Consider the following 25424-nt stretch of genomic DNA (forward strand, 5'->3'; position numbering starts at 1 on the left):
TTTATCTGTTTTTTTATTCTCATGCAAAACTATTGAATAACGGGGAGATATGCTATTATTATATTTTTATGGCTTATAATCTGAGATTATATCCTATATAATAAGGTCCGATCATTTTGACAAAACGTCATTTGGACTGGATATTTTAGAGGCTATATGGGGGAGATTGGGTTTTTCTTTCTGAATATTAAATTCTTGAGAAGTGAAGGAGTGATAAGATGAGTTTGAAAATAGTATTTATCTGTCGTTTTGTTGGGATATAAAAAATGATTCGGATGGTTTTGTAGTAAAAATAGTGAAATCCTTATTGTATTGGACAAAATGTTATTTAGAAATGGTTTGTTTTTTTGTATCAACCAGAATGATTTTCTCTGTTTTTTGACTGGGGAAATCTGAATTTCGCCTGATTTTTTCTCTTTATTCGTCTTGTTAAAAAAATCATCCGTATGATTTCATAAATTCATCCGCACAGTTTGCACAAAATTTCCGTATGTTTTCCCTCGAACATACGGAAGAATCGAAAAAACATCCGGTTGATTTTCGGCATTGCCTTTGAAAACCTCCCGAAATTTCCCTTATTTTACCTCTAAGCAACCAAAACTCCTATTTGTGTGTTAGTAAAGAATCGAAAATTCTGACATTTGGAGAGTATAATCACTAAAAAAACAACAGAAATGAAAGCGAGAAAAAAGAAAGAAACGTTGCTGCTGGATGACTTTTTCCGACAGCAGATCGCACATCAGGATGAGAACGAGAACCATTTCACCGCCGCCAACTACCGAAATGCCCGGCAGTCGGTCCGCCGGTTTGTCGGTGAGGAATCCGGCTGTTTTCCTCTGAAAGAGGTGACCGAACAGTGGGTTTCTGATTATGTCGTGTATATGCAGGATACGGACAAGCTGTCTGCCAGCAGCGCCGACTGCTATTACCGCATCCTGCGTGCCGTCTATAACAAAGCCGTCAAACAGTTCCGGGTGGAAGAGGCGGAAGAATATCCCTTCAAAAGTATCAACATCGCAGTACCGCCGACATTGAAGCGTGCCCTGTCGGAGATAGAGGTCTGCCGCCTGCGCGATGCGAAGCTGACGGGCGAGAAAGCCCGTGCCCGCGATGTCTTCATGTTCCTTTTCTATGCCCGTGGAATGTGCTTCGTCGATCTTTTCAAATTAAAGAAAAGCGACCTGTATGGCGGGTATATCAATTACAGCCGCAGTAAGACCTCTATGCCATTGCGTGTAAAGATCATCCCCGAACTGCGCGAGTTGATCGGCCGTTACGAAGAGGAAGACAGCCCGTACCTTTTCCCCTTCCTGCACCGTAACCGGTACCATAAAGAAAAGGAAGTGGCGGAACAAAGCGCCTTGAAGCGTGTAAACCGCCAGCTGGAAGAAATAGGAGAAGCACTGAATTTCCCTTTCCCCCTAACAACTTATGTGGCGCGCCATACCTGGGCGACGCTGGTGGAATCCTGCGGAACGGCAACGGCCGTCATCAGCCAGGCGTTGGGCCATAGTTCGGAAAGGGTGACACGTATCTATATGAAAGGAATGCCCTCGCATGTGATCGACGAGACGAATGAAGAGATGCTGAATGCATTGATCCGGTATAATTCAAAGAAAGGAAAGGGCAAAAATAAAAAATGTCTGATTCCTTGCAAGAATCGGACATCTCAATGTTCTGTTAAGAATAACCCATGAAAAACACGGGTTATCTGCCTGCAAATGTACGTGTTATTCTACAATAAACAAGGAAAATGTAAAAAAATAAAAAAACATTATAACCTAATCGGAATAAAAACGGTTCTCCAACCGGTCTATCCTCACAAATAGCTCTTCTCTAAAATGCTGTAATTCAGCGAATACTCTTTCCTCGGAAGGAGATGTCCGATTCTTGCAAGGAATCCGACATCCTGTATGGGGAAATGAGAATGAAAAGATCGGAAAAAAGAAGAAAACTCCAGTTACGAGTCATGTTTTTAGTCTTGTTGCTGCTATTGTTGCCATACGGTTCGTACGGTCAACAGATAGGGATAGGGACGAATGTGTCGTGGTGGCTGACTTCGACGCCGAATGCGGAAGTGGAATTCGGGTTGACTAAAAAGCTGACATTGAACGTGTCAGGCAGTTACAACTCCTGGACATTCTTTCCTGAAGGGATGACCCTGCGGCATTATCTGGTGCAGCCTGAACTTCGTTACTGGCCCTGTAAAAGTTTTGAGGGGCACTTCTTCGGCGTGCATGGGCATTACGGTCATTACAATATTGGCCAGGTACCGTTTATCTCGGGATTAAAGGATTATACCTACCGGGGAGAACTGTATGGTGGCGGTTTTTCGTATGGCTATCACTTTGCTATTGGCGGACGGTGGGGATTGGAGCTGTCGCTGGGAGTCGGGTATGCTTACTTGGAATACAATAAGTATGTATGTACGGAATGTGCGGAACTGGTAGGGCGGTATAAACGGCATTTTGTGGGGCCGACACGGTTGGGAGTGACATTTATTTATTTGATACGCTGAGAGATGGAAAAGCAGTTTTATACGCGGGGATATGACACACCCCCTGCCCCCTCTCGAGAGGGGAAGAGGTACTTTCAGACACTGTTATCCGGTGTCGGTCAGATAGTTAGTGGCTGGAGTGTCTCCCTCCCCTCTGGAGAGGGGGCAGGGGGTGTGTTATCTTTCCTCCTTCTCGCCTGCCTTTTCCTCTTCTCCCAGCCAGTCTTTTCCCAGACCGGTAACATTCTTTTCACTCCTGAGACTCTTGTTATCCATGATGACAGTGTCCGTATAGGAATGAACATAATTGTCCGGAATATCGGGATTCCGACCGACCGTTCACTGAGCCTGATCTTATCTCTTTGCAAGGACAATAAACAGGTGTCCCTTCCTCCGCTAATCCTCTCCGGCCGTCAGCGTTCCCGTTTCGACCGGCGCGAAGAACTGATCGCCCCGCATCCCTGTAAGGAAAAACCCTATATACGGCTTACCGGAATAAAGAAAAAAGATACTTATACTATACATTATAATATAAGCCTCCCTTATGCCGGTTGGATGCGTCACGCTTCCCTCTGTTTAAAGCAGGTGGAAAGGGATTGCTGTAAGGAAACTCTCCTGTCCGATACTCTTTTGACAAAAGACATAAACCTGCCCGATCCTTGTACAGGTTTGGAAGAGAAAGGAGGCAAGCCATGAGACTACTGAACCTTTTCTTTCCGCTCCTCCTCACGCTTGCCGGCTGTAATATCGACGGCGAACTGGCCGAATGTCCTTATAACGTAAAGCTGGAATATTGGTATACGGGTAACGGCCGTAAAAACTTATTGACCACCTGTGTTTTCAATCTCCGGGAGTACCTGTTCGATAGCGACGGCATTCTTCGGCGGGTGGTAATGCGTCCGGTGCGGGAAGGTGCATCGGCCGGATATCAACTGCAACCGGGCGATTATACCTTGGTCAGTTGGGCCAATATAGATTCACTAAGCGAAGTGGCCCCTGCTGAAATCGGAAAAACGACGTTAGAAGAAGTTCAACTGTATTCAGAGACTATGTCCAATACCGGTCGGTTTTTCTACGGGTATTGTTCTTTTTCGGTCGCCCCTATCGGAGTTACCCGGGGACGTATCGATTTATTGCATGCTTATTTGCGATTACATGTGACAGTCCGATGGGATGCTGGTGTGCCGGTCAGTACAAGCAATTTGCGTATGACGCTGGCCGGACATTACCCAGTCTACCGTTTTTTGCCGGAGCATACATTGGTTAGTCCGGCAGGACAGGAAATTCATCTCCCTTCCCGACCGGAGGAATGCCAACCGTCCCGGCGTTCGATAGATGTGGAAATGGATATATCCCGCCAGGTGAATGGCGAATTCATTGGTTTCCGCCTGCATAATGAGGATCATCCGGTCTTCTGCCTGTTTGCCGGTGATAAAGCGCTGATACGTGAAATAGACCTGTACCGTTTTTTTCATACGATGCAGATCGAACTGAGCGACAATATCCGTCAGGAGTTTGATTTGCAGTTGGTGGTAGATAAGAAAGGGAATGTGAACGTCTCGCTGGCCTATGTGGGTGACTGGATAGACGGGGGTGTCCTGGGAGAAGGAAACTGATATAATAAAACAAATATAATAAAACAGCAGTCGGTTGTACTGCCCGGTATAAATTCTAAATAATAACATTATGAAGAAAAAGAAGTATTATTTAATGGCACTGGCGAGCTTGCTGATGGTCGCTTGTAGTGAAGACATGGAAACGTTCGGTCCGGCCGAGGGTAACGGCGGGAAAGACGGCAGGGAGTTGACCTTCCTGTTTTCGGGAACAGCACAAGGGTATGTCCCTTACACAAAAGCTGAGGGAGGCATTGCCTTGAATGCGGAAAACGAGTTGAGCACGCTTGATATTTATGTGTTCGGTGAGGACTCTTTGAGTAGTGCAGATCCTAAACCTGTCGTATTGGAAGAAATCCTGCGAAGTGGTGCGGATGCAGCAGTTGCAGCCAATACATTTGCGCTGACGACTTCGGGGAAAGATAATCTGGTAACTATTTCCGTCGGGGAGGGAAAGAAAAAGAAATTTTATTTTGTAGCGAATGCACGCGACCAATTGTCTTTAGCCGATGTGCAACTGCATAAGACAGACACGGCTTCGTTTAAAGAAAAACTCGGTAACTCGCAGAAAGATCTGATAGCTTGCCCGATGTTGATGAGCGGTAGTTGCGAGATGGTTCTGTCGGATGCGTCGAAAGACAATCCGGTGAAGGTTGAATTGATGCGCCGGGTTGCCCGTTTTGACATCAGTAATGACAGCGAAGAGACGAATTTTGTGATTCAACAGATCGCATTGAGTAATGTTCCCGGCCAGGGTCCGTTGTTTGCCGGTAGTGAGTGGGATGATGCTGAGCGGGTACAGTTGCCGTTGATCGACTTCTCGACTGTGAACGGTTCCAATGCCGGAGTTGCTCCAAGTGTTTTTTATCTGTATCCTACGAATAAGACAACGGAAGAGACTGCAGGAGAGATTAAATTCAATCTGATCGGTCATAGTTCGAGTAGTGAGGATACACAGGTAGTTCCGGTTAAATTCTTTGATATACACGGTGCTCCGGTCAGTATTCAGGCCAATCACCGGTATACGGTGCAGGTCGACCCGGCAGGTCAGGGCAGTTTGACTGCCACATTAAAAGTCGAAGACTGGCTTGTGGGCGATACGATGAATGTTCAGACGGATTGGGGAACGATTGGGCTGAGTTGTGAGGATGCAGCCTTTAAAGATAATACGCTTACATTCGAGGCGGAAAAGGCGGCGGATGCGGGCACCCCAATTACATTGTCTGTCGCCTGCGATGGAGTGTGGGAATTGGAAAAGGACGGAAGTCTGGATTGGCTGGAAGCAAAAGTCGTTACAGGCGAGGGTGGAGTCATTAATTCATTTACCGTTCAAATACTTACAACTAATTATTCAGCCGAACAGCGTCAGGGTGTTATAACGGTTGTAAATAAAAACCAACCGTCTGTTCGTCAGTCGTTAATTGTCGTTCAGAAAGGAAATGAACAGGCTGCAATCACATTCTCAGCCGACCTATCGTCGATTGGGGGAGCTTCGCTGATTGGGAATGTCTTGAAGATGCCGGCAAGCCAAAAGGAAGCTGTAACGGTTCAGGTTGCGACCGGTATTTCCGGTTGGAAGCTAACGGGCGGTTCATATACGGGACTGGCTGTAAGTAAAACCGAAGCCGGACTTTCTATTACTCCAACGGAAAACAAAAGTACAAACAGCCGTACAAATACAATCACGCTAACAGACAAGGATGATAACGAATTGACAACTCTCCGGGTCATTCAAAGCAGTGTAAAAGTGGGAACAATAGTGGTAAAATGCATGGATCTGGAAGAAACCGGAACAGGAAGCTATTCTTTGTCTGTAGATGCTAAAGGATTCCCGGAAACAGGGCAGGAAACTGGTCAGAATAATCACCGCAAGATATCGGTTGTGGCTATTACCGGATGGGAATATGCGATTATTTATCCCTGGGATGAAGCGCAGGAAGGTAGCACAATAGAAAAAGGAGATGAATGGCTGAGTGTGTATAATAAAGATACTAATAATGGTATAACTGAAAATCTGGGAACTCACAACGGCTATTTTTATTTGAAAGCAACGGCAAATGAGACAGGTGAAGCGCGTACGGCAAAGATAAGAATATTGGATACGGCGACTTATACATCTTCTGCCACTATCACCATTACCCAGGCGGCAGGGAATTAATAGAACTAAAAACAAACAACATAATAACAATTGATTATGATAAAAAAGATAGCAATACTTCCTCTTTTGCTATTGGGACTCCTGATAGCTTGCGAGGGAAAGGAAGAATTAATAAAAGAAAATCCGGATTATGTAGAAGAAGGATATGGCGTGCTGAAACTGACACTGAACAGCTCAACGTCGACAAAGGCAGTAGGTGATCCCCTGACCGGTGACAATGATGTTGCACTGGCAGGAGAAAGTGATATCAAAAGCGTGGCTTTCTTCATTCATACGGAGGGTACCGCCGATGGAAACGGACATTTTCAGGCTTATTTTAGTGAAAGGCAGGCGGATGATGATGATTTTATGGACCTGGCTGCAGACAATGGAAATTGTAGTTCGGCAATTCTGCGTTTCCGTAGCGATGCCTGGCAAAACCCGCAGGTGATGGTTGTCGCCAATTATAAAGAGAACGGTACGCTGGCAAAGCAACTGGAAAATATAAAAAGTTGGGAGGAACTGAAGAGTGTGACGGTTAATGCAGTTGTAGAAGAACCCGAAAATCCGGATGCAGGAGAGGAAGAACCGGGTGGCGGAGGTGGTGGGGAACCAGCTTCGGTAACTTCAAAAGCTCCGTCTTCTCCTTTACTGATGTATACGCTTCAAACGATCGACCAGTGGAAAATGTCGGAAGGTCGTGTCGGCGGCGGACCGGCAACAGTGACATTTGTTTTGCAGCGTCTGGTGTCGCGTATCGATATACGTAACTATGCAAACCTCGAAACAGTGGATGCAGACAAAAGATTTGTCTTGGAATCGGTAGAAATAGTAAACTCTAATTCGGATCCGTTTTTAATGGCAACGGTAGAGCAGACGGCTGTGCCGGGAGAATCGGTTGTTTATCCGGAGGCTGGTGGTTCTATTTCAGTGGATGCAGAAGGTGACGGACATCAATATATAGACGGTTTGTATATGTATGAGAACTCGAATGCAGACAACGCAACAGCTACCTGTTTAAAGATAAAAGGAAAATTAAACGGTCAGTCTTATCAAAAGACTGTTCTTCTTCAAACGCAGCTTGCGCCTGTAGAACCGATTGCGTTGCAACGCAATCATCGGTACGTTGTTAATATTATGCCGGAGGCGGAACGGCAGGAGGTGTCGTTTAGCATAGAGGTGCTGGATTGGGATGAAGGGGAAACGTTGTATGCACAACCTTCGTTCCCGGCTCCGACATGGGAATCGGTGGAGGTGCCGAATTCCGGATTTGCCTGGACTTCCGCTACAAAAACACTGGCCGTTACCTCTGCAACAACAGCTGTTTCAGGTACATTCAAATTTAAAACAACCGGAAATTGTGCAACGGAGGTCAGTGTCTTTTATAGATATGATTATGGAGGGACTTCGCTGACAACAAAGGGAGATATTTCTTCGGAAACGCCTGGTTGGGTAACACGTGGAACCCCTACTTTTTCATTCGAAAGTTCAAAAGTAGTAACAGCCTATGATGTAACGATACCAAAACAGGTGGAAGACGAACTAGTCCCTTTGGATATCCTGGTCTGTACAAGAAATGCGAATAGTAATACCTATAATGATACGCTTGTCATACAATATCGTCCGGAGTATAAGGATGCATCATATGCGTTTGAAAGTGGTGAAACCGGTAATAAAAAACCTCATTTAGTCAGTGGAAAATATTGGGCTCCGGTTAATCTGGGGGCGACAAAGATTTATACAGGTGCTAATTATTCGCTTCCGCAAAAATTAGAGACAGAAGAAGCTATGAATGAGTTTTCGGCTTACACCGGATTGTGTTATCAGTGGGGACGCCCTGTCGGGTTCGGAGGTCAGGTAATCGGAAAAACAACGGATACTCAAGCAACTTTTACTGCAGAACGTACAATAACATATACAGGTGATAATGCAACGAAGTTTATTTTAAGAGCAGGAGATTGGTGTAGTAATCCTGGTATATTGGGACTTAACAGATGGAATAGTGGAACCAATGCCAATCCAAAGAAAGTAAAGAATGATCCTTGTCCACGCGGATGGCGTATACCGACATCTACTGAGATGTCTTTATTAGATAGTAATGGTAAATCAGAACAGATTGATGGCAAGTATAAAAAGATAAAAGAAGATGACAATGCGAGCAAGTACATGTATTTACCGGCAGCTGGATTTTATTCTGGGGCTTTGGGTACTGATAATGGAGGGCGTGATATAGGAGTTGGTCGCTATTATGTCGCTAATTTGTCTAGTTCTAATGGAAATGCTCCTAACTATATGTTTTTAGGCTCAGGGGCTTCTGGTAGTTATCCGGCTTCTGCCTGTCCTATTCGTTGTATCCAAAACGATGGTCCGGAGATTGTAGAAGTAACAGAGTAATCTATCATGAACAAGCAGGAATTTGCCACTGGTATATCCGAAAAGATGAAAATCCCGCAGTCGGAAGCCTTGCGCTTTATCCGTGCGATGCAAGAAACTGTTTCCGAGGAACTGGGCAGGGATGGTGTATTAGTTTTGCAAGGTTTTGGAACTCTTGCTCCCTGGAAACAGACGGAACGGGCAGGGCGTAACCCCAAAACAGGAGTGCCTTGCCTGATCCCGCCCCGTGTCAGTGTGAAGTTCAAACCCGGCAAGCTTTTGCTGGATTCTCTGAACCGGGCGGAATGATATGAAAACTTCTGATATTGCAGGCTGCGTCCTGTAATGTCAGAAAGAGAAACCGGCTGTCCTTTCCCTCTCCATGCTAAGGAGAGGCGGGCAGCCGGTTTTGTGCTTCGGGACTGGCTGGGCGTGGTATCGAAAAACTAATTTTTCCGATACCACATATCATGAAACATCCATGAAATAAATTTCGTCCAAGAGCATGTAAATAGGGGGGTATTGTTTACTTTAGTGTCATTCACTCGAAAAAACGAATGCAATGAAAACAGTACCTTTTGAACAAGTCATCCTCCGGGGTTGTGGAATAGATGTCCACAAGGACATGGTAGTTGCTACGATAAGTGGCGAAGGTCTCAAAACTGAAACCCGCAGTTACAAGACCTTCAGTAGTTCTTTGACAGAATTAAAAGAATGGTTATTATCCAGTGGCATTACGCATGTAGCCATGGAAAGTACCGGTGTTTACTGGAAGCCGGTCTATAAGATTCTTGAATGTCCTGATATGAAAGTCTGGATCGTGAACGCACGGCACATCAAGTATGTTCCCGGGCACAAAACGGATAAAAAGGATAGTGCCTGGATTTGCAAACTGCTTTTAGCAGGTTTGTTGAAACCGAGTTATATCCCGGAGCGTGAACAACGTGAGCTTCGTGATTTAACCCGTTACCGTAACAAGTTGATCCAGCATGTATCTTCTGAGAAAAACCGTATTGTTCGTATCCTGGAAGATTGTAACATCAAACTTTCCAGCGTGGTGTGCAGCCTGGACGGAGTCGTGGCGAACAAGCTGATAGATATGTTGATCGATAAGGGTCATGTAACAATGGATGACATAACTTGCATCTATCATAAAAAACTTGAAGCCAGTCCGGAACTTCTTTATCAGGCTTGTGAAGGCTTTATAGAACCGCATCACATCTATATGTTGCAGACCATCCGTAAAGATATGGAACAGACGAAAGCCATCATAGCTGACCTTACCTGCCGTATAAAAGAGGTTTTATCTCCTTATGAGAATGTGATGGAACTCTTGCAGAAGATCCCCGGACTTAGCCGGAAAACGGTTGAAGACCTGATAGCAGAGATAGGTGTGGATATGGAAGCCTTTCCAACCGAAAAGCACCTGGCTTCGTGGGCCGGTGTCTGTCCTGGCAATAACGAGAGCGCAGGTAAAAAAAAAGTGGTAGAACCACCCATGGCAACAAACAGTTGAAAGCCGTAATCACGGAGGCTGCGTGGGCAGCCACCCGTACCAAGAACACCTTTTACAGTGCACGTTATCACCGTTTAGCCGCCCGTCGAGGGAAAAAGAGGGCTTTAGTAGCAGTAGGACACTCGATCCTGAAATCGGTATGGCATGTACTGAAAGAGGCTTGTGAGTATAAGGAACTCGGTGCGGAATATCTCAACCAAAGGATGGAGCAGAAACGGAAAAATTACTTGAAGAAAGAGCTGGAAGCACTTGGCTATAAAGTTAAAATCAGCCGTGATGATGGTCCAATCCCAGAAGTAGGTTAAAAACATAGAGAAGGTCGATTTTTACTGGCTTGTTGTCGTAAGAAACAGCAAGAGGTCGCTCATGAAACTGATCTCAACTGCTAAGCGGTCAAGACTGCGAGTCCTTTAACGCGTGTATGAAATTTTTTTTCTTAGCTGTTGTAAAATTATAAAATGCCCAAAGATAATAGCCAACCGCATTTGTATCTATACAAGTGCTCTCTTTTGTTTTGTCTGAACTCTAAAAAAATCAATTTATTAATGGTTTAAACGGCTCTCTTGAGATAGGGAGCGCAATTTATTTACATATGAAAAAGCTATTAAAAGAAATGCAGTTGCAGTTTGGCAACGTGCCTACCATTGCGTCGTTCGACGCGAAGTTGAAAACCTTCGAAAAACCTGTCCGTGAGGAATACCGACTGAAACTCTGCCGTCTGGCATTCGGTTATTACGACTCCCTTCCCGGCCCGTTCCGTAAATTTACGGATGCTTACCTGAAACATGACCGCAATTTGTACGTCGATTACCTGACTGCTCATACCCCAATTGGCAAACTACGTTTTCAATTGCGTTATCCCAAATTGTTCCTTATCATATTGTATATACTTGAAACAGCCGGCAAGAAAGGCCGTGTCAAATATCATCATCAGGCCGCCTGCCTGTTACTCGCATTTTCTTTCCCTTATAAATTGGAAACTTTGGATAATTATCTCTGCCATTCGCAACCCGATACGGACGATCTGTGTGAGTTTCTTTTTTTGCTGGGGAAAATCGAGATCGGGGACGAATAAGTTTACAGAAATGAGTGACTATTGACGAGATAAGCGTTATCTGAAAACGGAAACTAATAGGCATTTTTATTAATTGGTGTCGTAAAGATGAAAATAATGATTATCTTTGCCTCCGTATAACCAAAAGAAAGGAGAAAATTTATGGCAAGACCGATTAGAGAGACTCCGATATTGTTCGGAGAAGATGCACGGAAGTTTGAGGAACGTATAAAGCATCCTCGTAAAGTATCAAAAGAAGAACTCGACCGTGTGAAAAAGAATTACGAGTTTGTAATAAATGCAGCAACTAACTTCAAATAATATGGTGGGGGTAAATGAACGAATAGACATTTCCCAATTACATATTAGTAGATTGGAGGAAGGAGAAATGATAAAATCGTTCGATTGTGGAGACGCAGATTTGAACGATTTTATTTTACGTGAAGCTCCTTTTTATCAGGAAGCCTTGCTTACTACCACTTATGTAGCCAGAGTTAATAATGATATATTGGCATATTTCAGCTTAGCTAACGACCGTGTTTCTTTAGGTGATTTTGACAGTAAAACGGAATTCAATCGTTTTCGTAAACACCGTTTTGTGAATGAGAAACGGTTGAAAAGTTATCCGGTTGTTAAAATCTGCCGATTTGCGGTAAATCATTGTTATGCAGGAAGTGGCATTGGAACTATATTAATGGATTTCATAAAAGTTTATTTTCTGCAAAATAATAAAACAGGTTGTCGCTTTGTGACGGTTGATGCCTATTTGGCTGCAATCTCTTTTTATGAAAAGAATCATTTTTATCCTTTACAACCAAATGACGATGATACTCATACACGTTTGCTTTATTTTGATTTGAAGGAGTATAAGATTGCTTTTCAGAAGTAAAAATTAAGGTTTATAGTTTACGTCCCGCCTGACCTGATCAAGGACTGGTGGGACGTTTCTTGACAGAAAAGAAAACATACTCCTTAGACATGTAGGATATAGAAATATGATTATCTTTGCACATTAAAACAGAATAAATCTTTAAAAAGATGTATAGAACAAGAACATGTGGAAACTTGCGCCTGGCAGACGAAGGTCTGGTGGTTACTTTAGCCGGATGGGTGCAGAGAACTCGTAAGATGGGCGGTATGACGTTTGTCGATCTTCGTGACCGTTATGGTATAACCCAGCTGGTATTCAACCAGGAAGTAGATGCTGATCTTTGTGAAAAGGCAAACAAACTGGGCCGTGAGTATGTGATTCAGGTAACAGGAACTGTCAGAGAACGTTCCAGCAAGAACAAAAATATTCCGACAGGGGATATCGAACTGATTGTTTCGGAACTGAATGTACTGAATGCAGCAGTAACTCCTCCTTTCACGATCGAAGATGAAACGGATGGCGGAGACGACCTGCGTATGAAATACCGTTACCTGGACTTGCGTCGTAATGCCGTTCGTAAGAATCTGGAACTGCGCCACCGCATGGCTTTCGAAGTTCGTAACTATCTGGATAAACAGGGATTCCTGGAAGTGGAAACTCCGGTGTTGGTAAATTCAACTCCCGAAGGTGCCCGCGACTTTGTTGTTCCTTCACGTATGAATCCGGGACAGTTCTATGCATTACCGCAGTCACCGCAGACCTTGAAGCAGTTGCTGATGGTTTCCGGTTTCGACCGTTATTTCCAGATCGTGAAATGTTTCCGCGACGAAGACCTGCGTGCCGACCGTCAGCCGGAATTTACACAGATCGACTGCGAAATGAGTTTCGTTGAACAGGAAGATGTGCTGAATATCTTTGAAGGTATGGCGAAACATCTGTTCAAGGTAATCCGTGGCATCGAAATTAAAGAGCCGTTCCAGCGCATGACCTGGCACGATGCAATGAAATATTATGGTAGCGACAAACCCGACCTGCGTTTCGGCATGAAGTTTGTCGAATTGATGGATATCATGAAAGGTCATGGTTTCTCTGTATTCGATGATGCTGCTTATGTTGGCGGTATCTGTGCAGAAGGGGCAGCGACTTATACACGTAAACAACTGGATGCGCTGACTGAATTCGTTAAACGTCCGCAGGTAGGAGCGAAGGGTATGGTATATGCCCGCGTAGAAGCCGATGGCAGCGTGAAGTCGAGCGTAGACAAATTCTATACACAGGAAACATTGCAACAGATGAAGGAAACCTTCGGTGCAAAACCGGGCGACTTGATCCTGATCCTTTCAGGCGATAATGCGATGAAGACCCGCAAACAGCTTTGCGAATTGCGCCTTGAAGTGGCAAGCCAGTTGGGATTGCGCGATAAGAACAAGTTTGCTTGTCTGTGGGTGGTTGACTTCCCTCTGTTCGAGTGGAGCGAAGAAGATCAGCGTTTCTATGCTATGCACCATCCGTTCACCTCTCCGAAGCCGGAAGATATTCCGTTGCTTGATAGCGATACGGGTGCCGTACGTGCTAATGCTTATGATATGGTTATCAATGGCGTTGAAGTGGGTGGAGGTTCTATACGTATCCATGACAGCAAATTGCAGGATAAGATGTTCCAGTTGTTGGGATTCACCGAAGAAAGAGCACAGTCTCAGTTCGGTTTCCTGATGAATGCTTTCAAGTATGGTGCGCCCCCTCACGGAGGTCTGGCTTATGGTCTGGACCGTTGGGTGTCCTTATTTGCCGGTCTCGATTCAATCCGCGACTGTATCGCTTTCCCGAAAAACAATTCCGGTCGCGATGTCATGCTCGATGCTCCGTCTGTAATTGACGACGTGCAGCTGGATGAATTGTGTCTGAAGATAAATAATGAGCAAATATGAAAATGTGCCAATGTGCCAATGAAGAAGGTAACCTCATAATTGGCACATTGGCATTTTGGCAAATTGATAAATTATTGTTATGATACGGATAAAGGATGTTCTGAAAGAATTGGAGCAATACGCTCCGTTGCCATTGCAGGAAAGCTTTGACAATGCGGGGGTGCAGGTGGGGGATGTGAATCAGCTTGCCACCGGTGCGCTTCTTTGCCTGGACGTTACCGAAGAGGTGGTCGACGAGGCGATAGAAATGGGGTGTAACCTGATTATTTCACATCATCCTTTAGCCTTTAAAGCATTCAAGTCGTTGACCGGTTCCACTTATATCGAGCGGTGTATGATAAAGGCATGCAAGTATGACCTGGTGATCTATGCCGCTCATACCAATCTCGATAATGCTGCCGGAGGTGTTAACTTCCGTTTGGCGGAACTGGTCGGACTGGAAAATGTACGTGTGCTGAGTCCTCAGAAAGGAGCCTTGCTGAAACTGGTCACTTTCGTGCCCGAGGTGTATGCGGAGTTGGTACGGACTACCTTGTTCAATGCCGGTGCCGGTACTATCGGGGCCTATGATTCATGCAGCTTCAATCTGGCAGGTAAGGGAACTTTCCGTGCCGGAGAGGGTACAAATCCGTTTTGTGGTGAAGTGGGAGAGTTGCATGTGGAGCGCGAAATCCGCATCGAAACGATATTACCTGCTTTTCGTAAATCGACGATTACACGCGCCCTGCTTTCGGTCCATCCATACGAAGAACCTGTGTTCGACTTCTATCCTTTGAATAATACCTGGGACCAGGTCGGTTCGGGGATAGTGGGAGAGTTGCCCGAAGAAGAGGACGAGTTGGTTTTTCTGCAACGGATAAAAGACCTCTTTCAAGTCGGTTGCGTGAAGCATTCGGCCTTTACAGGCAAGCCGATACGTGAAGTGGCCTTGTGTGGCGGCAGTGGTGCATTCCTGATAAAAGATGCGATAGCCTACGGTGCGGACGTGTTCATTACAGGTGAGGCCAAATACAATGACTTTTATGATGTAGAGGATCGTATTCTGCTGGCTGTAATAGGCCATTATGAATCCGAAGTATGTACAAAAGACATCTTTTATAACATAATATCGAAAAAATTCCCTACCTTTGCCGTACATTTTTCGAATGTTAATTCAAACCCGGTAAAATATTTATAGAATGGCTACAGATAAACAATCAGCTGAAAAAGAGTATACAGTTGAAGAAAAGCTTTCTACGCTTTATCAACTTCAGACGATGATGACTGAAATTGATAAGATCAAAACGCTTCGTGGAGAGCTTCCCCTGGAAGTTCAGGACCTGGAAGATGAGATTGCAGGATTGGAAACCCGTCTTCAGAACTATCAGTCGGAGATCCAGGATTATGAGAGTGCTGTTGTTGAACAGAAACACAGAATTACAGAATCTACCGGACTGATCGAGAGATATAAATCGCAACTGGATAACGTGCGCAACAACCGCGAATTTGATAATCTGTCAAAGGAAATCGAATTCCAGGGACTTGAAATCGAATTTTCTGAAAAGAAGATCCGCGAATTCGGCGAAGCGATTAACCATAAGAAAGAAGAGATTGCCCAGCTTACCGAAAGACTGGACGGCCGTAAGGCTGACCTGGTTCAGAAAAAAAGCGAACTGGAAGAAATCATTTCTGAAACAAAGCAGGAAGAAGAAAGACTGCGCGAAAAGGCTAAAAAACTGGAAACAACAATCGAACCCCGTTTGCTGACTGCATTCAAGCGTATCCGTAAAGGTGCCCGCAACGGTTTGGCTGTCGTTTATATCCAGCGTGATGCCTGCGGTGGTTGCTTCAACAAGATCCCGCCTCAGAAACAAATGGATATCAAGTTGCGTAAGAAAGTGATCGTTTGCGAATATTGCGGACGTATCATGATCGACCCGGAACTGGCAGGTATAGAAGATTAAAATTACATCTATAATTTTTTAAGGCACGGATTACACGGATTAACACGGTTCTTATTTGATTAGACTGTGGAATCTGCGTAATCCGTGCCTGATTTTTTTGTACCAATGAGGAATATTGTCCGTACATACATAGAGAAACAACAGTTGTTGTCCGGTGACGGGCCTGTGCTGGTTGGTTTGAGTGGGGGAGCCGATTCGGTTGCCTTGCTTGCTTTGCTTGTGCAGCTCGATTATCCTTGTGTCGCCCTGCATTGTAATTTTCATCTGCGTGGCGACGAGTCTGTCCGCGATGAACAGTTTGCCCGGGAGATGGCACGTACACTGGATGTTCCTTTCTATAAAATAGACTTTGATACAACGGCTTATGGAGCCGAACATCATCTTTCTATCGAGATGGCGGCCCGCGAACTGCGTTATAACTGGTTTGAAGAGATGAGGCTGCGTTTGGGTGCACAAGCGATTGCCGTGGCCCATCATCGCGACGACAGTGTGGAAACCGTATTGATGAACCTGGTCCGTGGCACAGGAATCCGTGGGTTGGGAGGGATCCGGCCTAAAAACGGTTATGTGGTGCGTCCTTTGCTGGCTGTCAGCCGTAGCGAGATACTGGATTGGCTTGCTGAACAGCAGCTATCCTATGTAACCGACAGCACAAACCTGTCGGATGCCTATACACGTAACTTTATCCGTCTGCGTGTACTTCCTTTGCTGGAAGAGTTGAATCCTTCTGTAAAAGCGGCTATTGCGCGTACAGCCGATCATTTGGCCGAAACAGAGGCTATCTATCTGTATGTGGTGGAAAAGGCGCGCCGGGAATTGTTGAAAGAAGACTTCCGTATCCCGATTGCCCGCCTGATGGAGTATCCTTCTCCGGCAACGATTCTGTATGAATTGCTGAAACCTTACGGTTTTACCCGGCAGGTGGCCGACGATGTGTTCCGTTCGCTGACGGGAGAATCGGGCAAAATGTTCTACTCACCCGACTATCGTTTGCTGAAAGACCGTGAATATCTGCTGCTTTCGCCTGTAAAGAAAGAAGAAGAACGGGAATATACTTTTACTGCGGATGATATCGTGGAAGAGGTCTGGCGGGGTCCGGTTGAACTTTCTTTCTTTAAATCTGTTATTACTACTGACTTCTGTTTCCGGAAGGATAAACATATCGCCTATTTTGATTACGACAAACTCTCGTTTCCCCTGACACTTCGTAAATGGAAAGAAGGTGATTGGTTTATTCCCTTTGGAATGAAAGGCCGTAAGAAACTGAGCGATTATTTCTCAGATCATAAATTCAGCCGCATGGACAAAGAGCAGACATGGCTCCTTTGTAGCGGTGAAAACATCCTCTGGATTGTGGGAGAGCGCTCTGACAATCGTTTTTGTATCGACAAAACGACTAAGAGTGTGCTGGTTGTGAATTTTTTTCGACAAAAATAATAGAATAATTAAAAATGTTCTTACATTTGCAAAGATTTGCTCCGCAGATGTGTTACTAATGATTCAAATTAGCTAAACAATCCGGTTTTTTACATTGAAATTTTTATTATCAAAAACTATTAAGATACAATGATAGCGGTAATGCACGTATTGTATAATCTTTTATCGTGTACCGTTTTATTTACTCACTTCTCAATATGCAGAAATATAACATTCTAGAACTAAATGAAAAACTCCTTCCTGAATTGCAGAGTATAGCGGAAGAGTTGGGAATTAAGAAAATAAGTTCTTTGAAAAAAGAAGAACTTGTTTATCGCATTCTTGATGAACAGGCTATCTCATACGCAGGTCAACAGGCAGAAAAGGAGAAAGAAAAAGAAGCTAAGAAGGCTGAAAAGCAGACAAAAGCAAAGAAACCTTCTAAAACGGCTGCTGCAAAAGCGCCGAAGGCTGAAAGCAAACCGAAAGCTGTAAAAGCTGAAGCTGCTGAGGTTGCCGCCCCTAAAGCCACGCAACCCGTTGAAGAAAAGCAGGCAGCTGTAGTTGCAGAAAAAAAGGAACAACCCGAACGTAAGAAAAGAGTACGTATTGAAAAGAAGGAAAAAGTAGCTGGTGCAGTTGCTCCGGCTAATCAGACGGACGAAGTGAAAGTTTCGAAAACTCCTCAGACTGTCACAACGGAAGTGGTTGTAGAAAAGCCTTTATTACCTCCGGTTGTAGTTGAAGGCGCTCCCGAAGAGTTGCCGGTAGTCGAAACGGCTCCCGTAGCTCCGGCGTCCCCCGCAGAACCGGTCGTTGAAAAGGCTTCGGAAGTACCGGCAGCAGAGGCTCCGGCAGCGAACGAACCTAAAAGGGTTGTATTCAGACACCCGGACACCAAGTCGGTTCTCGACCAACTCTTCCCGTTCTCTCCTTCACCTGCCAAACAGGAAAAAGCTGCACCGCAGCAGCCTGAACCGCAGGCCGCTCCGCAACCGCAGCAACAGAACACGCCCCGTCAGAATAACAACAACAGACAGAACAACCAGAATAACAACCACAATAATCAGCGCAACAATAACAATAATAATGCATCGCAGGAAAAGCAATACGAGTTTGACGGTATCCTGATCGGTACAGGCGTATTGGAAATGATGCAGGATGGTTATGGTTTTCTGCGTTCTTCCGATTATAACTATCTGACCTCACCGGACGATATTTATGTATCGCAGTCGCAGATCAAACTGTTCGGACTGAAGACTGGTGACGTGGTGGAAGGTGCTATCCGTCCGCCGAAGGAAGGTGAAAAATATTTCCCGCTGGTAAAAGTGGACAAGATCAACGGCCGTTCGCCGGAAGAAGTGCGCGACCGCGTTCCTTTCGATCATCTGACACCGCTTTTCCCGGATGAAAAATTCATGCTTACAGCACGCAAGGCTCCGAAAGTATACGACAATATCGCTGTTCGCGTAGTCGACCTGTTCTCGCCGATCGGTAAAGGACAGCGTGGTCTGATCGTTGCACAGCCTAAGACCGGTAAAACCATGTTGCTGAAAGATATCGCCAATGCGATTGCAGCAAACCATCCGGAAGTCTATATGATCATTCTGTTGATCGACGAACGTCCGGAGGAAGTAACCGATATGGCTCGTAGTGTCGATGCGGAAGTGATCGCTTCTACTTTCGATGAACCGGCAGAACGCCACGTAAAGATTGCCGAAATCGTTTTGAACAAGGCTAAACGTATGGTTGAATGCGGTCACGATGTAGTGATCCTGTTAGATTCCATTACTCGTCTGGCACGTGCTTATAACACAGTTCAGCCGGCTTCCGGTAAGGTTCTTTCCGGTGGTGTGGATGCGAACGCATTACAGAAGCCGAAACGTTTCTTTGGTGCAGCCCGTAATATCGAAAACGGCGGTAGCCTGACGATTCTGGCAACAGCATTGACCGAGACTGGTTCTAAGATGGACGATGTGATTTTTGAAGAGTTCAAGGGTACCGGTAATATGGAATTGCAGTTGGATCGCAAGTTGTCCAACAAACGTATTTATCCGGCTGTCGACATTACTGCTTCAAGTACTCGTCGCGACGACCTGTTGCAGGATGAAAGTACATTGAACCGTATGTGGATCCTTCGTAAATATCTGTCGGATATGAACTCGATCGAAGCGATGGAGTTTGTAAAGAAACGTATGGAACAGACTTATGACAATATGGAGTTCCTGGCTTCCATGAACGGATAATTCATTCGGAATCAAAGAAAATATATCGAAAGTCCCATAGGATTTTTTAATTAGCCCGGAGTTTTCTTGACTCCGGGTTTTTTATGCTGAAGGGGAATATGCGGATAAATAAAAACCCCAAGCATGGCTCGGGGCTATTTTCAGAAGTCTCTATGAGGCTATTCTATTTGTCTGTATTGTATTTCGATAGATTATTAAGATTCTTTCCGGGGCCTTCCGCGGCGGTTGCCGCTTTTGGGGTTGCCTCCCGGACGTTTGTTTCCGGGGTTTCTTCCTCCGTTATTACCATCTTTCCGGGGACGTCCGCGTCCGCGGCGCATGTTTCCGTACTTTTCAGGTTCGTATAGCGGGGTTTCGCCGAACTTCGGGTCGATAGGAATCTTATAAACTTCTTTTTCCAGGAAGTCTTCAATACGTTTGAATTGTGCCTGCTCTTCAATGCTGATGAATGTGATGGCTAATCCTTCGCCTCCGGTACCACGGGCGGTACGGCCGATGCGGTGTACGTAATCTTCCGGGTCGTGGGGGATATCGTAGTTAATCACCAGTTTGATGTCGTTGATGTCGATACCGCGCGAAACAACATCGGTTGCCACCAGTATATCGATATGTCCGTTCTTGAATTCTTTCATTACTTCCTCGCGCTGCGACTGCTCCAGGTCGGAGTGCATGGCAGCTACATTGAACTTCATCCGTTTCAGGGTGGAGGCAAGTTCTTTCACTTTCATTTTGGAGGAAGAGAAAATAATGACACGCTGCGGGCGGCTTTGCAGGAACAGGTCTTCGAGTATCTTTAGCTTCTGAGGATCATAGCAGATATAGGCCGTCTGCATAATTGTTTCGGGAGGACGTGAGATGGCTATTTTGACTTCTTCGGGATTCTTCAGGATTGTTTTTGCTAACGTCCGGATTTTGGGAGGCATGGTAGCCGAGAACATGATAGTCTGACAAGTAGGAGGCAGTTGTTTGTATACCTGCATGATGTCGTCGTAAAATCCCATATCCAGCATACGGTCTGCTTCATCCAGTACAAAATAGGAAACCTGTGAAAGGTCTACCGTTCCCAGTTTCAGGTGGGACAACAAACGTCCCGGAGTGGCGATAACAATATCGGCCCCCATTTCCATACCACGCTTCTGTTGCTCCCAGGCAACTCCGTCGGTACCACCGTATACGGCCACAGCCGATACCGGAACAAAATATGTAAAACCTTCGATCTGCTGGTCTATCTGCTGGGCCAACTCGCGGGTTGGAGCCATGATAACTGCATTGACCGCATTGTCAGGATGATTGCCTTTACTTAATTGATTAATTAATGGCAGCACGTAGGCTGCTGTTTTCCCTGTACCGGTTTGTGCGCAGGCAATAATATCCTTCCCTTCTAAAATAACAGGAATCGTTAATTCCTGTACAGGAGTTGTATCCTGAAAATTCATAGCATCGAGTCCGTCCAATACGGCCTCTTCTAAATCCAATTCGTCAAATCTCATCTTCTATCATTAAATTCTCCGTAAAGGTAAATAATATTTGTCAAATTCTACAATAGTAACACCGGCTCTTGTAACAATTGTCCTGTAAATTTCTGTAAGCGTTGAAAATTGATATATCTATATAGTGGGGTAACATAAAAAATTAATATCTTTGCCCACATTGGAAAAATAGCGAGTTATATTATGGGAACAGATGATAGCTGTAACAGCTCTCAAAAGAAAGTAACCTTAAATGAGCCGGATACTGTTCATGAGTTACTGAATACGATATTAGATCATTTGCCACTGGGTGTATTTGTAAAAGATCCGGAAGATCATTTCAATTATCTTTACTGGAATAAATTTATGGAAGAGATAACGGGGATCGATACTTCCCAGATCGAGGGACATGATGACTCTGAAGTGTATTATAATGCCTTGATGTCGGTAGAGGAACGACTGGAGGTAGATAAGAAGGTCATCAGTTCGGGAAAGGTGGCCGAATTTCACGGCTGGCTCAAGGATGCTTCCGGCGCGATGAAATATCTTGAAGTAGAAAAGTATCCGATTTCTTTAAGCAATGGAAAACCTTTGTTGTTGGCTTTGTGGCGTGATGCCACTGTTAAGCGGGCAATAGAAAAACGTCTCGAAGATGAGCGTGATAAGGCGGAAATGGCTGATAAGTTGAAATCAAAATATCTGGCAGACATGAGTCATGAGATCCGTACGCCGTTGAATGCAATAACCGGTTTTTCAGAAATGATGGCGTTTGCGGATACGGACGAGGAGCGTATGTCTTATTACGAGATCATCAAGGCGAATAATCAATTGCTTATGCAGCTTATCAACGATATTCTGGACTTGTCGAAGATTGAGGCGGATGCGATAAAGATTAGTTATGCTCCGATCGACCTGAACGAGATGATGGATACGACCTATGCTTCCGTAAAGCCCCGTATGCCGAAAGATGTGAAGTTGATTCTGGAAAAAGGATTGGATAGCTGCACCTTTGGAACCGATTATATCCGCTTACTCCAATTAGTGAATAACCTGGTCAATAATGCGATCAAGAATACTAAAAAGGGTAGTATTACGATGGGGTATAAGGCGCTGGAAGATGGCCGGCTGAATTTCTATGTGAAGGATACCGGACAGGGGATAGCCGAGGAGCAGCTACAAAACCTCTTTAACCGCTTTGTTAAAGTCAATGACTATGTGGAAGGTATCGGCCTGGGACTTGCTATATGCAAAGGACTCGTTACTAAAATGGGAGGCTCGATCCGTGTAGAATCGCAACTAGGGGAAGGTTCCACTTTTTCGTTTATCCTGCCTTCACGAGAAGAATGAGGATATACTTTTATTTATAGTAGCGTTTGTAAATCTGATCGTATAACCCGCTTTCTTTGATTTGTGACAGCCAGCTGTTCAGGCTGTCGAGCAGGATAGGGGAGTCTTTGCGTACCGCCCACGACTGGAGTTGGGTGAAACTGATATCTGTGTCGATATCTATTTCCGGTAAATTTCCTTTAGATACGCGGGCTATTTGCTGGTCGCATACGGCATAGTCGATGTCGCCTTTGGCAACCATAATAGCTAGCTGTTCGCTGGAATAAAGTTCATCTTCTTTCACATAGATTGTATCTCCTATTTCGTGTGCCAGATTTTGCAGGCGCAGTAAGGCGGGGGAGTTTTTCGGAATATACAAGGTCTTTTGTGCCAGGTCGAGTTGATTACGGATCGGTTTGATGCCGTTATTGGCTTCTTCCGTGCGTTGCACCAGTACTTGTTTATTGAAGACGATCGGATCGGTGAACAGATAGTCCTCTTTGATGTCGCTGGTGATAGGAATATTGCGGGCGATTACGTCGCATTGGTTATCGGATAATTGTTTGAAACTTTCGGCCAGACTCATCTCCAGCTGAGTCTGTACTTCCAGTCCGGATAAAGCCGCGATGGCCTGGCTCAGTTCGTATTGGAAACCTTCGATCGTATCGCCAGCTACATAATAGCCGGACTGGTTATATTCGGTAACCATCCGCAGAATACCTTCTGACTTAATTTCCGGATAATCCCTGGGTGGGACAGGCTCCTGCTTGTACGGCCATAAACGGAACATGGCTATCAGTACGCATGCCAGGAGGACAATATAGACGACCAGTAACTTCCGGGATCTCATACGGCTTAGTTATTGAATGTAACGGCAATACCCATTTTCAACACCATCGGATTCAACGGATAGTGTGCCAGGGAGAAATAGTTCGGATCAGCAAACTTACTGCTTAGGTTGTAAGCCATAACGAAGAACCGGGCCTGTTTCAGGTGGAAGTTTACGTAGGCGTTAACCAGTGGATAATTACCGACTTTTACTTCGTCCTGAACCTGGAACTGCTGTGTTGCCGGTTCGTAGTAAGGTGCATAATAAGCTGTATTATAATATACATTGGCACCTAGCTGTACGGTCAGTACTTTCGCCACCTTGACGGCCAGATACATATTTGAATAGGCACTTAATGACGGAAGCGGGAGTACGCTTTCATCACTGCTTAACTGCCAGCATGCTTCATTTTCCCAACCGAAAGCACGGAAGCGGAAGTCTTGTTTGATGCGTGCACTGACTACCTGTAAGTTGCTACCATGTTGTACCGGGAACCCCTGTTTATTGAAATAGATATAATTCTGAATACTTTCCACTCCGGCTTTCAAAGTAGTCTTTGAAGATTCCAGATACACTTCACCGCCCGCATAGATTTGCTGGGTCATGTTAAAGTTGGGGTTATCCCACCAGTAATAGCGGGAATGGTTATGGCGCATGTAGAAGGCCGGCGTTACATTCTTTATATAGGCGTCTGCCTTGATCACAGCATCTTTATTGAACAACTTGAAACGGGTTTGCAAATCCCCGGTAACACGGAACTCACCGACATCGCTACCTACCATACAAAGTTCTCCGCGTGCATTATAGGTCAGGATGCTACCCTGGCGTTTGGAAAGTTCGGCTCCAACGTAAGTAGAAAACTCGTCGTAAAGCTTTGCCGTAGGCAGGTTCTTCAGGTCGATATTATCAACAGAGAAGTATGGACCCCGGCCATATTCGCCATAATCGAGTCCTTCTATTCTGGGTTCCAGTTTGAACCGGCGTTTTTCGAGTCTGACGAAAGCTGTCAAACCGAATTTAACCCAGTCCTGGAAACCTTCACGCAGGGAAAGTCCGATTGTATTTTTCAGATTCCATGAAGATGTCTGGTCGTTGAGTGTAGCTCCTAACCCATAAATACGTGGGAAACGCAGGCCGTTGTCGTCGACTATATAGGACGAATCCATCAGCGCCGTATTGTCGGCGATGAACCGGCGACGGTTATCTTCATAATCGATCGTATGGATAATGCTGGATACCGGGACGAACATTTCTTTCGGATTCCCTTCTTCATCCTCTTCCTCCAACTCACGTGTGAAACCGAGGTTATAACGCTGGGTCAGGAAATACCGTTTCCCGCGAACACGGTTCCAGGCATTGGTCAGATAACGTATGTCGTACGATTTTGTATCGGAGGGACGTCCTTCCGGAAAATACTCGTCGGGATGACTGATGGTTGAGTCGTTTGCCATTCCTCCGTTTTCGTAATTTACGAAGTTGAAGTTGCTCAGGTAGGCATGCATTTCGTACCGGTCGGTCTGGTAACTGCCGAAGAAACGGTAGCTTAACAGTTTATTACCATTGTTTTTATAATGTCCGCGGCCATAAATATAGTCGATATCGGCACCCACATTGATCTTTTTACCGAAATTCATGGTCATGGTTCCTTTCAACTGTTCTTCTTTGTTCGTACTACCGCCGGCGGTGGTGTACAGAACGTTGGTATAAGGAATCTTTGTGTTGTAGAAATAAGCGTTTTCCGGCGTTGTGATATAGTAATCGTAGGCATCGGCGAAGATAAAATCGCGTGCTTCCTGCCGTTCGGAGAATATTTTCGTCTGTGCCGGTGCTCCCAGGTTAGCCAGGTAACCGATGGCGAGCGATTTACTTTCCACCAGTGTCGAGTTGCTGAAATTCAGCTTGTTCGTATCCAGTGGCGCCACATATGCCTCACCCAGGGAAGGGGTAAGCCGATAGGCGGTTATACGCTTTGAATTTAAGGCGGCACTATCCGCTACCAGCAGACTGTCCGGTATATCTTTCTGAGAAGAAGTCAGGTTTGACAAGGAGAAGCCGCCACGTTTTCCTCCACCTTTCTGATCTGCCCTGCTGGCTCCACGTTGGGCCTGAACGGTTGTGGCAGATACTATCAGCAATAATAATATGTATAAGCAATGCTTCATGGGTTGCAAAGATAAAACAAAAGGGCATTTCTACGAAAGAAACG

General features: G+C 45.2%; 21 protein-coding genes. 18 read left to right on the forward strand and 3 right to left on the reverse strand.

Translation table 11 applies throughout. From position 1 onward, the window contains the following. Positions 1–674 precede the first annotated feature (674 nt). From K6V26_RS06515 to rho, 17 genes are all read left to right on the forward strand, one after another. A complete protein-coding gene (locus tag K6V26_RS06515; protein ID WP_224264882.1) occupies positions 675–1697 on the forward strand; it encodes a tyrosine-type recombinase/integrase in 1023 nt (340 codons plus the stop codon). 230 nt (positions 1698–1927) lie between these two features. Further along, complete coding sequence (locus K6V26_RS06520; protein WP_224264883.1) at positions 1928–2518, forward strand: DUF3575 domain-containing protein; 591 nt, start codon at positions 1928–1930, stop codon at positions 2516–2518. Positions 2519–2521: 3 nt separating this feature from the next. Further along, positions 2522–3193 (forward strand): hypothetical protein, encoded by a 672-nt coding sequence (locus K6V26_RS06525; protein WP_224264884.1) that lies wholly within the window; start codon positions 2522–2524, stop codon positions 3191–3193. Further along, positions 3190–4113, forward strand: coding sequence for a FimB/Mfa2 family fimbrial subunit (locus K6V26_RS06530; RefSeq protein ID WP_224264885.1), 924 nt, complete (start codon positions 3190–3192; stop codon positions 4111–4113). Before K6V26_RS06525 ends, K6V26_RS06530 begins: the two co-directional genes overlap by 4 nt. A 70-nt stretch (positions 4114–4183) precedes the next feature. Continuing rightward, positions 4184–6268 (forward strand): BACON domain-containing protein, encoded by a 2085-nt coding sequence (locus tag K6V26_RS06535; RefSeq protein WP_224264886.1) that lies wholly within the window; start codon positions 4184–4186, stop codon positions 6266–6268. Between the two features lie 36 nt (positions 6269–6304). Continuing rightward, a complete protein-coding gene (locus K6V26_RS06540) occupies positions 6305–8641 on the forward strand; it encodes a hypothetical protein (protein WP_224264887.1) in 2337 nt (778 codons plus the stop codon). 6 nt (positions 8642–8647) lie between these two features. Beyond that, on the forward strand, positions 8648–8929 hold the full coding sequence (locus tag K6V26_RS06545) for an HU family DNA-binding protein (protein WP_224264888.1): 282 nt from the start codon (positions 8648–8650) through the stop codon (positions 8927–8929). Between the two features lie 253 nt (positions 8930–9182). Further along, positions 9183–10136 (forward strand): IS110 family RNA-guided transposase, encoded by a 954-nt coding sequence (locus K6V26_RS06550; RefSeq protein ID WP_010800681.1) that lies wholly within the window; start codon positions 9183–9185, stop codon positions 10134–10136. Further along, positions 10133–10441 (forward strand): hypothetical protein, encoded by a 309-nt coding sequence (locus tag K6V26_RS06555; RefSeq protein ID WP_007657317.1) that lies wholly within the window; start codon positions 10133–10135, stop codon positions 10439–10441. Before K6V26_RS06550 ends, K6V26_RS06555 begins: the two co-directional genes overlap by 4 nt. Before the next feature lie 287 nt (positions 10442–10728). Further along, positions 10729–11211 (forward strand): hypothetical protein, encoded by a 483-nt coding sequence (locus K6V26_RS06560; protein ID WP_224264889.1) that lies wholly within the window; start codon positions 10729–10731, stop codon positions 11209–11211. A gap of 141 nt (positions 11212–11352) precedes the next feature. Continuing rightward, entirely contained in the window at positions 11353–11511 is a 159-nt protein-coding gene (locus K6V26_RS06565; RefSeq protein WP_224264890.1) for a hypothetical protein, read from the forward strand. A 1-nt stretch (position 11512) separates the two neighbouring features. Further along, entirely contained in the window at positions 11513–12079 is a 567-nt protein-coding gene (locus tag K6V26_RS06570; protein WP_224264891.1) for a GNAT family N-acetyltransferase, read from the forward strand. Positions 12080–12228: 149 nt separating this feature from the next. Further along, the gene (gene aspS / locus K6V26_RS06575) at positions 12229–13989 is read left to right on the forward strand and encodes an aspartate--tRNA ligase (protein WP_224264892.1); all 1761 of its coding nucleotides are present in this window, start codon (positions 12229–12231) and stop codon (positions 13987–13989) included. Positions 13990–14068: 79 nt separating this feature from the next. Then, a complete protein-coding gene (locus tag K6V26_RS06580) occupies positions 14069–15166 on the forward strand; it encodes a Nif3-like dinuclear metal center hexameric protein (protein WP_224264893.1) in 1098 nt (365 codons plus the stop codon). A 1-nt stretch (position 15167) separates the two neighbouring features. Continuing rightward, positions 15168–15932, forward strand: a complete 765-nt coding sequence (locus K6V26_RS06585) for a zinc ribbon domain-containing protein (protein ID WP_007653268.1) — start codon at positions 15168–15170, stop codon at positions 15930–15932. A gap of 105 nt (positions 15933–16037) precedes the next feature. Continuing rightward, positions 16038–17369 carry a tRNA lysidine(34) synthetase TilS gene (gene tilS, locus K6V26_RS06590; RefSeq protein ID WP_224264894.1) on the forward strand — a complete coding sequence of 444 codons (1332 nt, stop codon included), beginning with the start codon at positions 16038–16040 and terminating at the stop codon, positions 17367–17369. A gap of 197 nt (positions 17370–17566) precedes the next feature. Next, positions 17567–19594, forward strand: a complete 2028-nt coding sequence (gene rho, locus K6V26_RS06595; protein WP_010803566.1) for a transcription termination factor Rho — start codon at positions 17567–17569, stop codon at positions 19592–19594. A gap of 194 nt (positions 19595–19788) precedes the next feature. Here the strand turns inward: rho and K6V26_RS06600 are convergent, their stop codons facing one another. Continuing rightward, complete coding sequence (locus tag K6V26_RS06600) at positions 19789–21084, reverse strand: DEAD/DEAH box helicase (RefSeq protein ID WP_007653271.1); 1296 nt, start codon at positions 21082–21084, stop codon at positions 19789–19791. A 183-nt stretch (positions 21085–21267) separates the two neighbouring features. On the opposite strand from K6V26_RS06600, the gene K6V26_RS06605 reads away from it, so the two are divergent. Next, positions 21268–22410: a PAS domain-containing sensor histidine kinase gene (locus tag K6V26_RS06605; protein WP_007653272.1), complete on the forward strand. Its 1143-nt coding sequence runs from the start codon at positions 21268–21270 to the stop codon at positions 22408–22410. A 10-nt stretch (positions 22411–22420) separates the two neighbouring features. Here the strand turns inward: K6V26_RS06605 and K6V26_RS06610 are convergent, their stop codons facing one another. Together K6V26_RS06610 and K6V26_RS06615 are read right to left on the reverse strand one after the other, a co-directional pair. Beyond that, positions 22421–23239, reverse strand: coding sequence for a transporter substrate-binding domain-containing protein (locus tag K6V26_RS06610; RefSeq protein WP_007653273.1), 819 nt, complete (start codon positions 23237–23239; stop codon positions 22421–22423). Between the two features lie 5 nt (positions 23240–23244). Continuing rightward, on the reverse strand, positions 23245–25380 hold the full coding sequence (locus tag K6V26_RS06615) for a putative porin (protein ID WP_046146813.1): 2136 nt from the start codon (positions 25378–25380) through the stop codon (positions 23245–23247). Positions 25381–25424 lie beyond the last annotated feature (44 nt).

This window comes from Parabacteroides goldsteinii, from assembly GCF_020091425.1.
GTDB classification, from domain to species: Bacteria; Bacteroidota; Bacteroidia; order Bacteroidales; family Tannerellaceae; genus Parabacteroides; species Parabacteroides goldsteinii.

Excerpts from the sequence above, each read along its gene's own strand:
- K6V26_RS06515 (WP_224264882.1), top strand. The coding sequence starts at position 675 with ATGAAAGCGAGAAAAAAGAAAGAAACGTTGCTGCTGGATGACTTTTTC.
- K6V26_RS06520 (WP_224264883.1), top strand. The coding sequence starts at position 1,928 with ATGAAAAGATCGGAAAAAAGAAGAAAACTCCAGTTACGAGTCATGTTT.
- K6V26_RS06525 (WP_224264884.1), top strand. The coding sequence starts at position 2,522 with ATGGAAAAGCAGTTTTATACGCGGGGATATGACACACCCCCTGCCCCC.
- K6V26_RS06530 (WP_224264885.1), top strand. The coding sequence starts at position 3,190 with ATGAGACTACTGAACCTTTTCTTTCCGCTCCTCCTCACGCTTGCCGGC.
- K6V26_RS06535 (WP_224264886.1), top strand. The coding sequence starts at position 4,184 with ATGAAGAAAAAGAAGTATTATTTAATGGCACTGGCGAGCTTGCTGATG.
- K6V26_RS06540 (WP_224264887.1), top strand. The coding sequence starts at position 6,305 with ATGATAAAAAAGATAGCAATACTTCCTCTTTTGCTATTGGGACTCCTG.
- K6V26_RS06545 (WP_224264888.1), top strand. The coding sequence starts at position 8,648 with ATGAACAAGCAGGAATTTGCCACTGGTATATCCGAAAAGATGAAAATC.
- K6V26_RS06550 (WP_010800681.1), top strand. The coding sequence starts at position 9,183 with ATGAAAACAGTACCTTTTGAACAAGTCATCCTCCGGGGTTGTGGAATA.
- K6V26_RS06560 (WP_224264889.1), top strand. The coding sequence starts at position 10,729 with ATGAAAAAGCTATTAAAAGAAATGCAGTTGCAGTTTGGCAACGTGCCT.
- K6V26_RS06565 (WP_224264890.1), top strand. The coding sequence starts at position 11,353 with ATGGCAAGACCGATTAGAGAGACTCCGATATTGTTCGGAGAAGATGCA.
- K6V26_RS06570 (WP_224264891.1), top strand. The coding sequence starts at position 11,513 with ATGGTGGGGGTAAATGAACGAATAGACATTTCCCAATTACATATTAGT.
- aspS (WP_224264892.1), top strand. The coding sequence starts at position 12,229 with ATGTATAGAACAAGAACATGTGGAAACTTGCGCCTGGCAGACGAAGGT.
- K6V26_RS06580 (WP_224264893.1), top strand. The coding sequence starts at position 14,069 with ATGATACGGATAAAGGATGTTCTGAAAGAATTGGAGCAATACGCTCCG.
- K6V26_RS06585 (WP_007653268.1), top strand. The coding sequence starts at position 15,168 with ATGGCTACAGATAAACAATCAGCTGAAAAAGAGTATACAGTTGAAGAA.
- tilS (WP_224264894.1), top strand. The coding sequence starts at position 16,038 with ATGAGGAATATTGTCCGTACATACATAGAGAAACAACAGTTGTTGTCC.
- rho (WP_010803566.1), top strand. The coding sequence starts at position 17,567 with ATGCAGAAATATAACATTCTAGAACTAAATGAAAAACTCCTTCCTGAA.
- K6V26_RS06600 (WP_007653271.1), bottom strand. The coding sequence starts at position 21,084 with ATGAGATTTGACGAATTGGATTTAGAAGAGGCCGTATTGGACGGACTC.
- K6V26_RS06605 (WP_007653272.1), top strand. The coding sequence starts at position 21,268 with ATGGGAACAGATGATAGCTGTAACAGCTCTCAAAAGAAAGTAACCTTA.
- K6V26_RS06610 (WP_007653273.1), bottom strand. The coding sequence starts at position 23,239 with ATGAGATCCCGGAAGTTACTGGTCGTCTATATTGTCCTCCTGGCATGC.
- K6V26_RS06615 (WP_046146813.1), bottom strand. The coding sequence starts at position 25,380 with ATGAAGCATTGCTTATACATATTATTATTGCTGATAGTATCTGCCACA.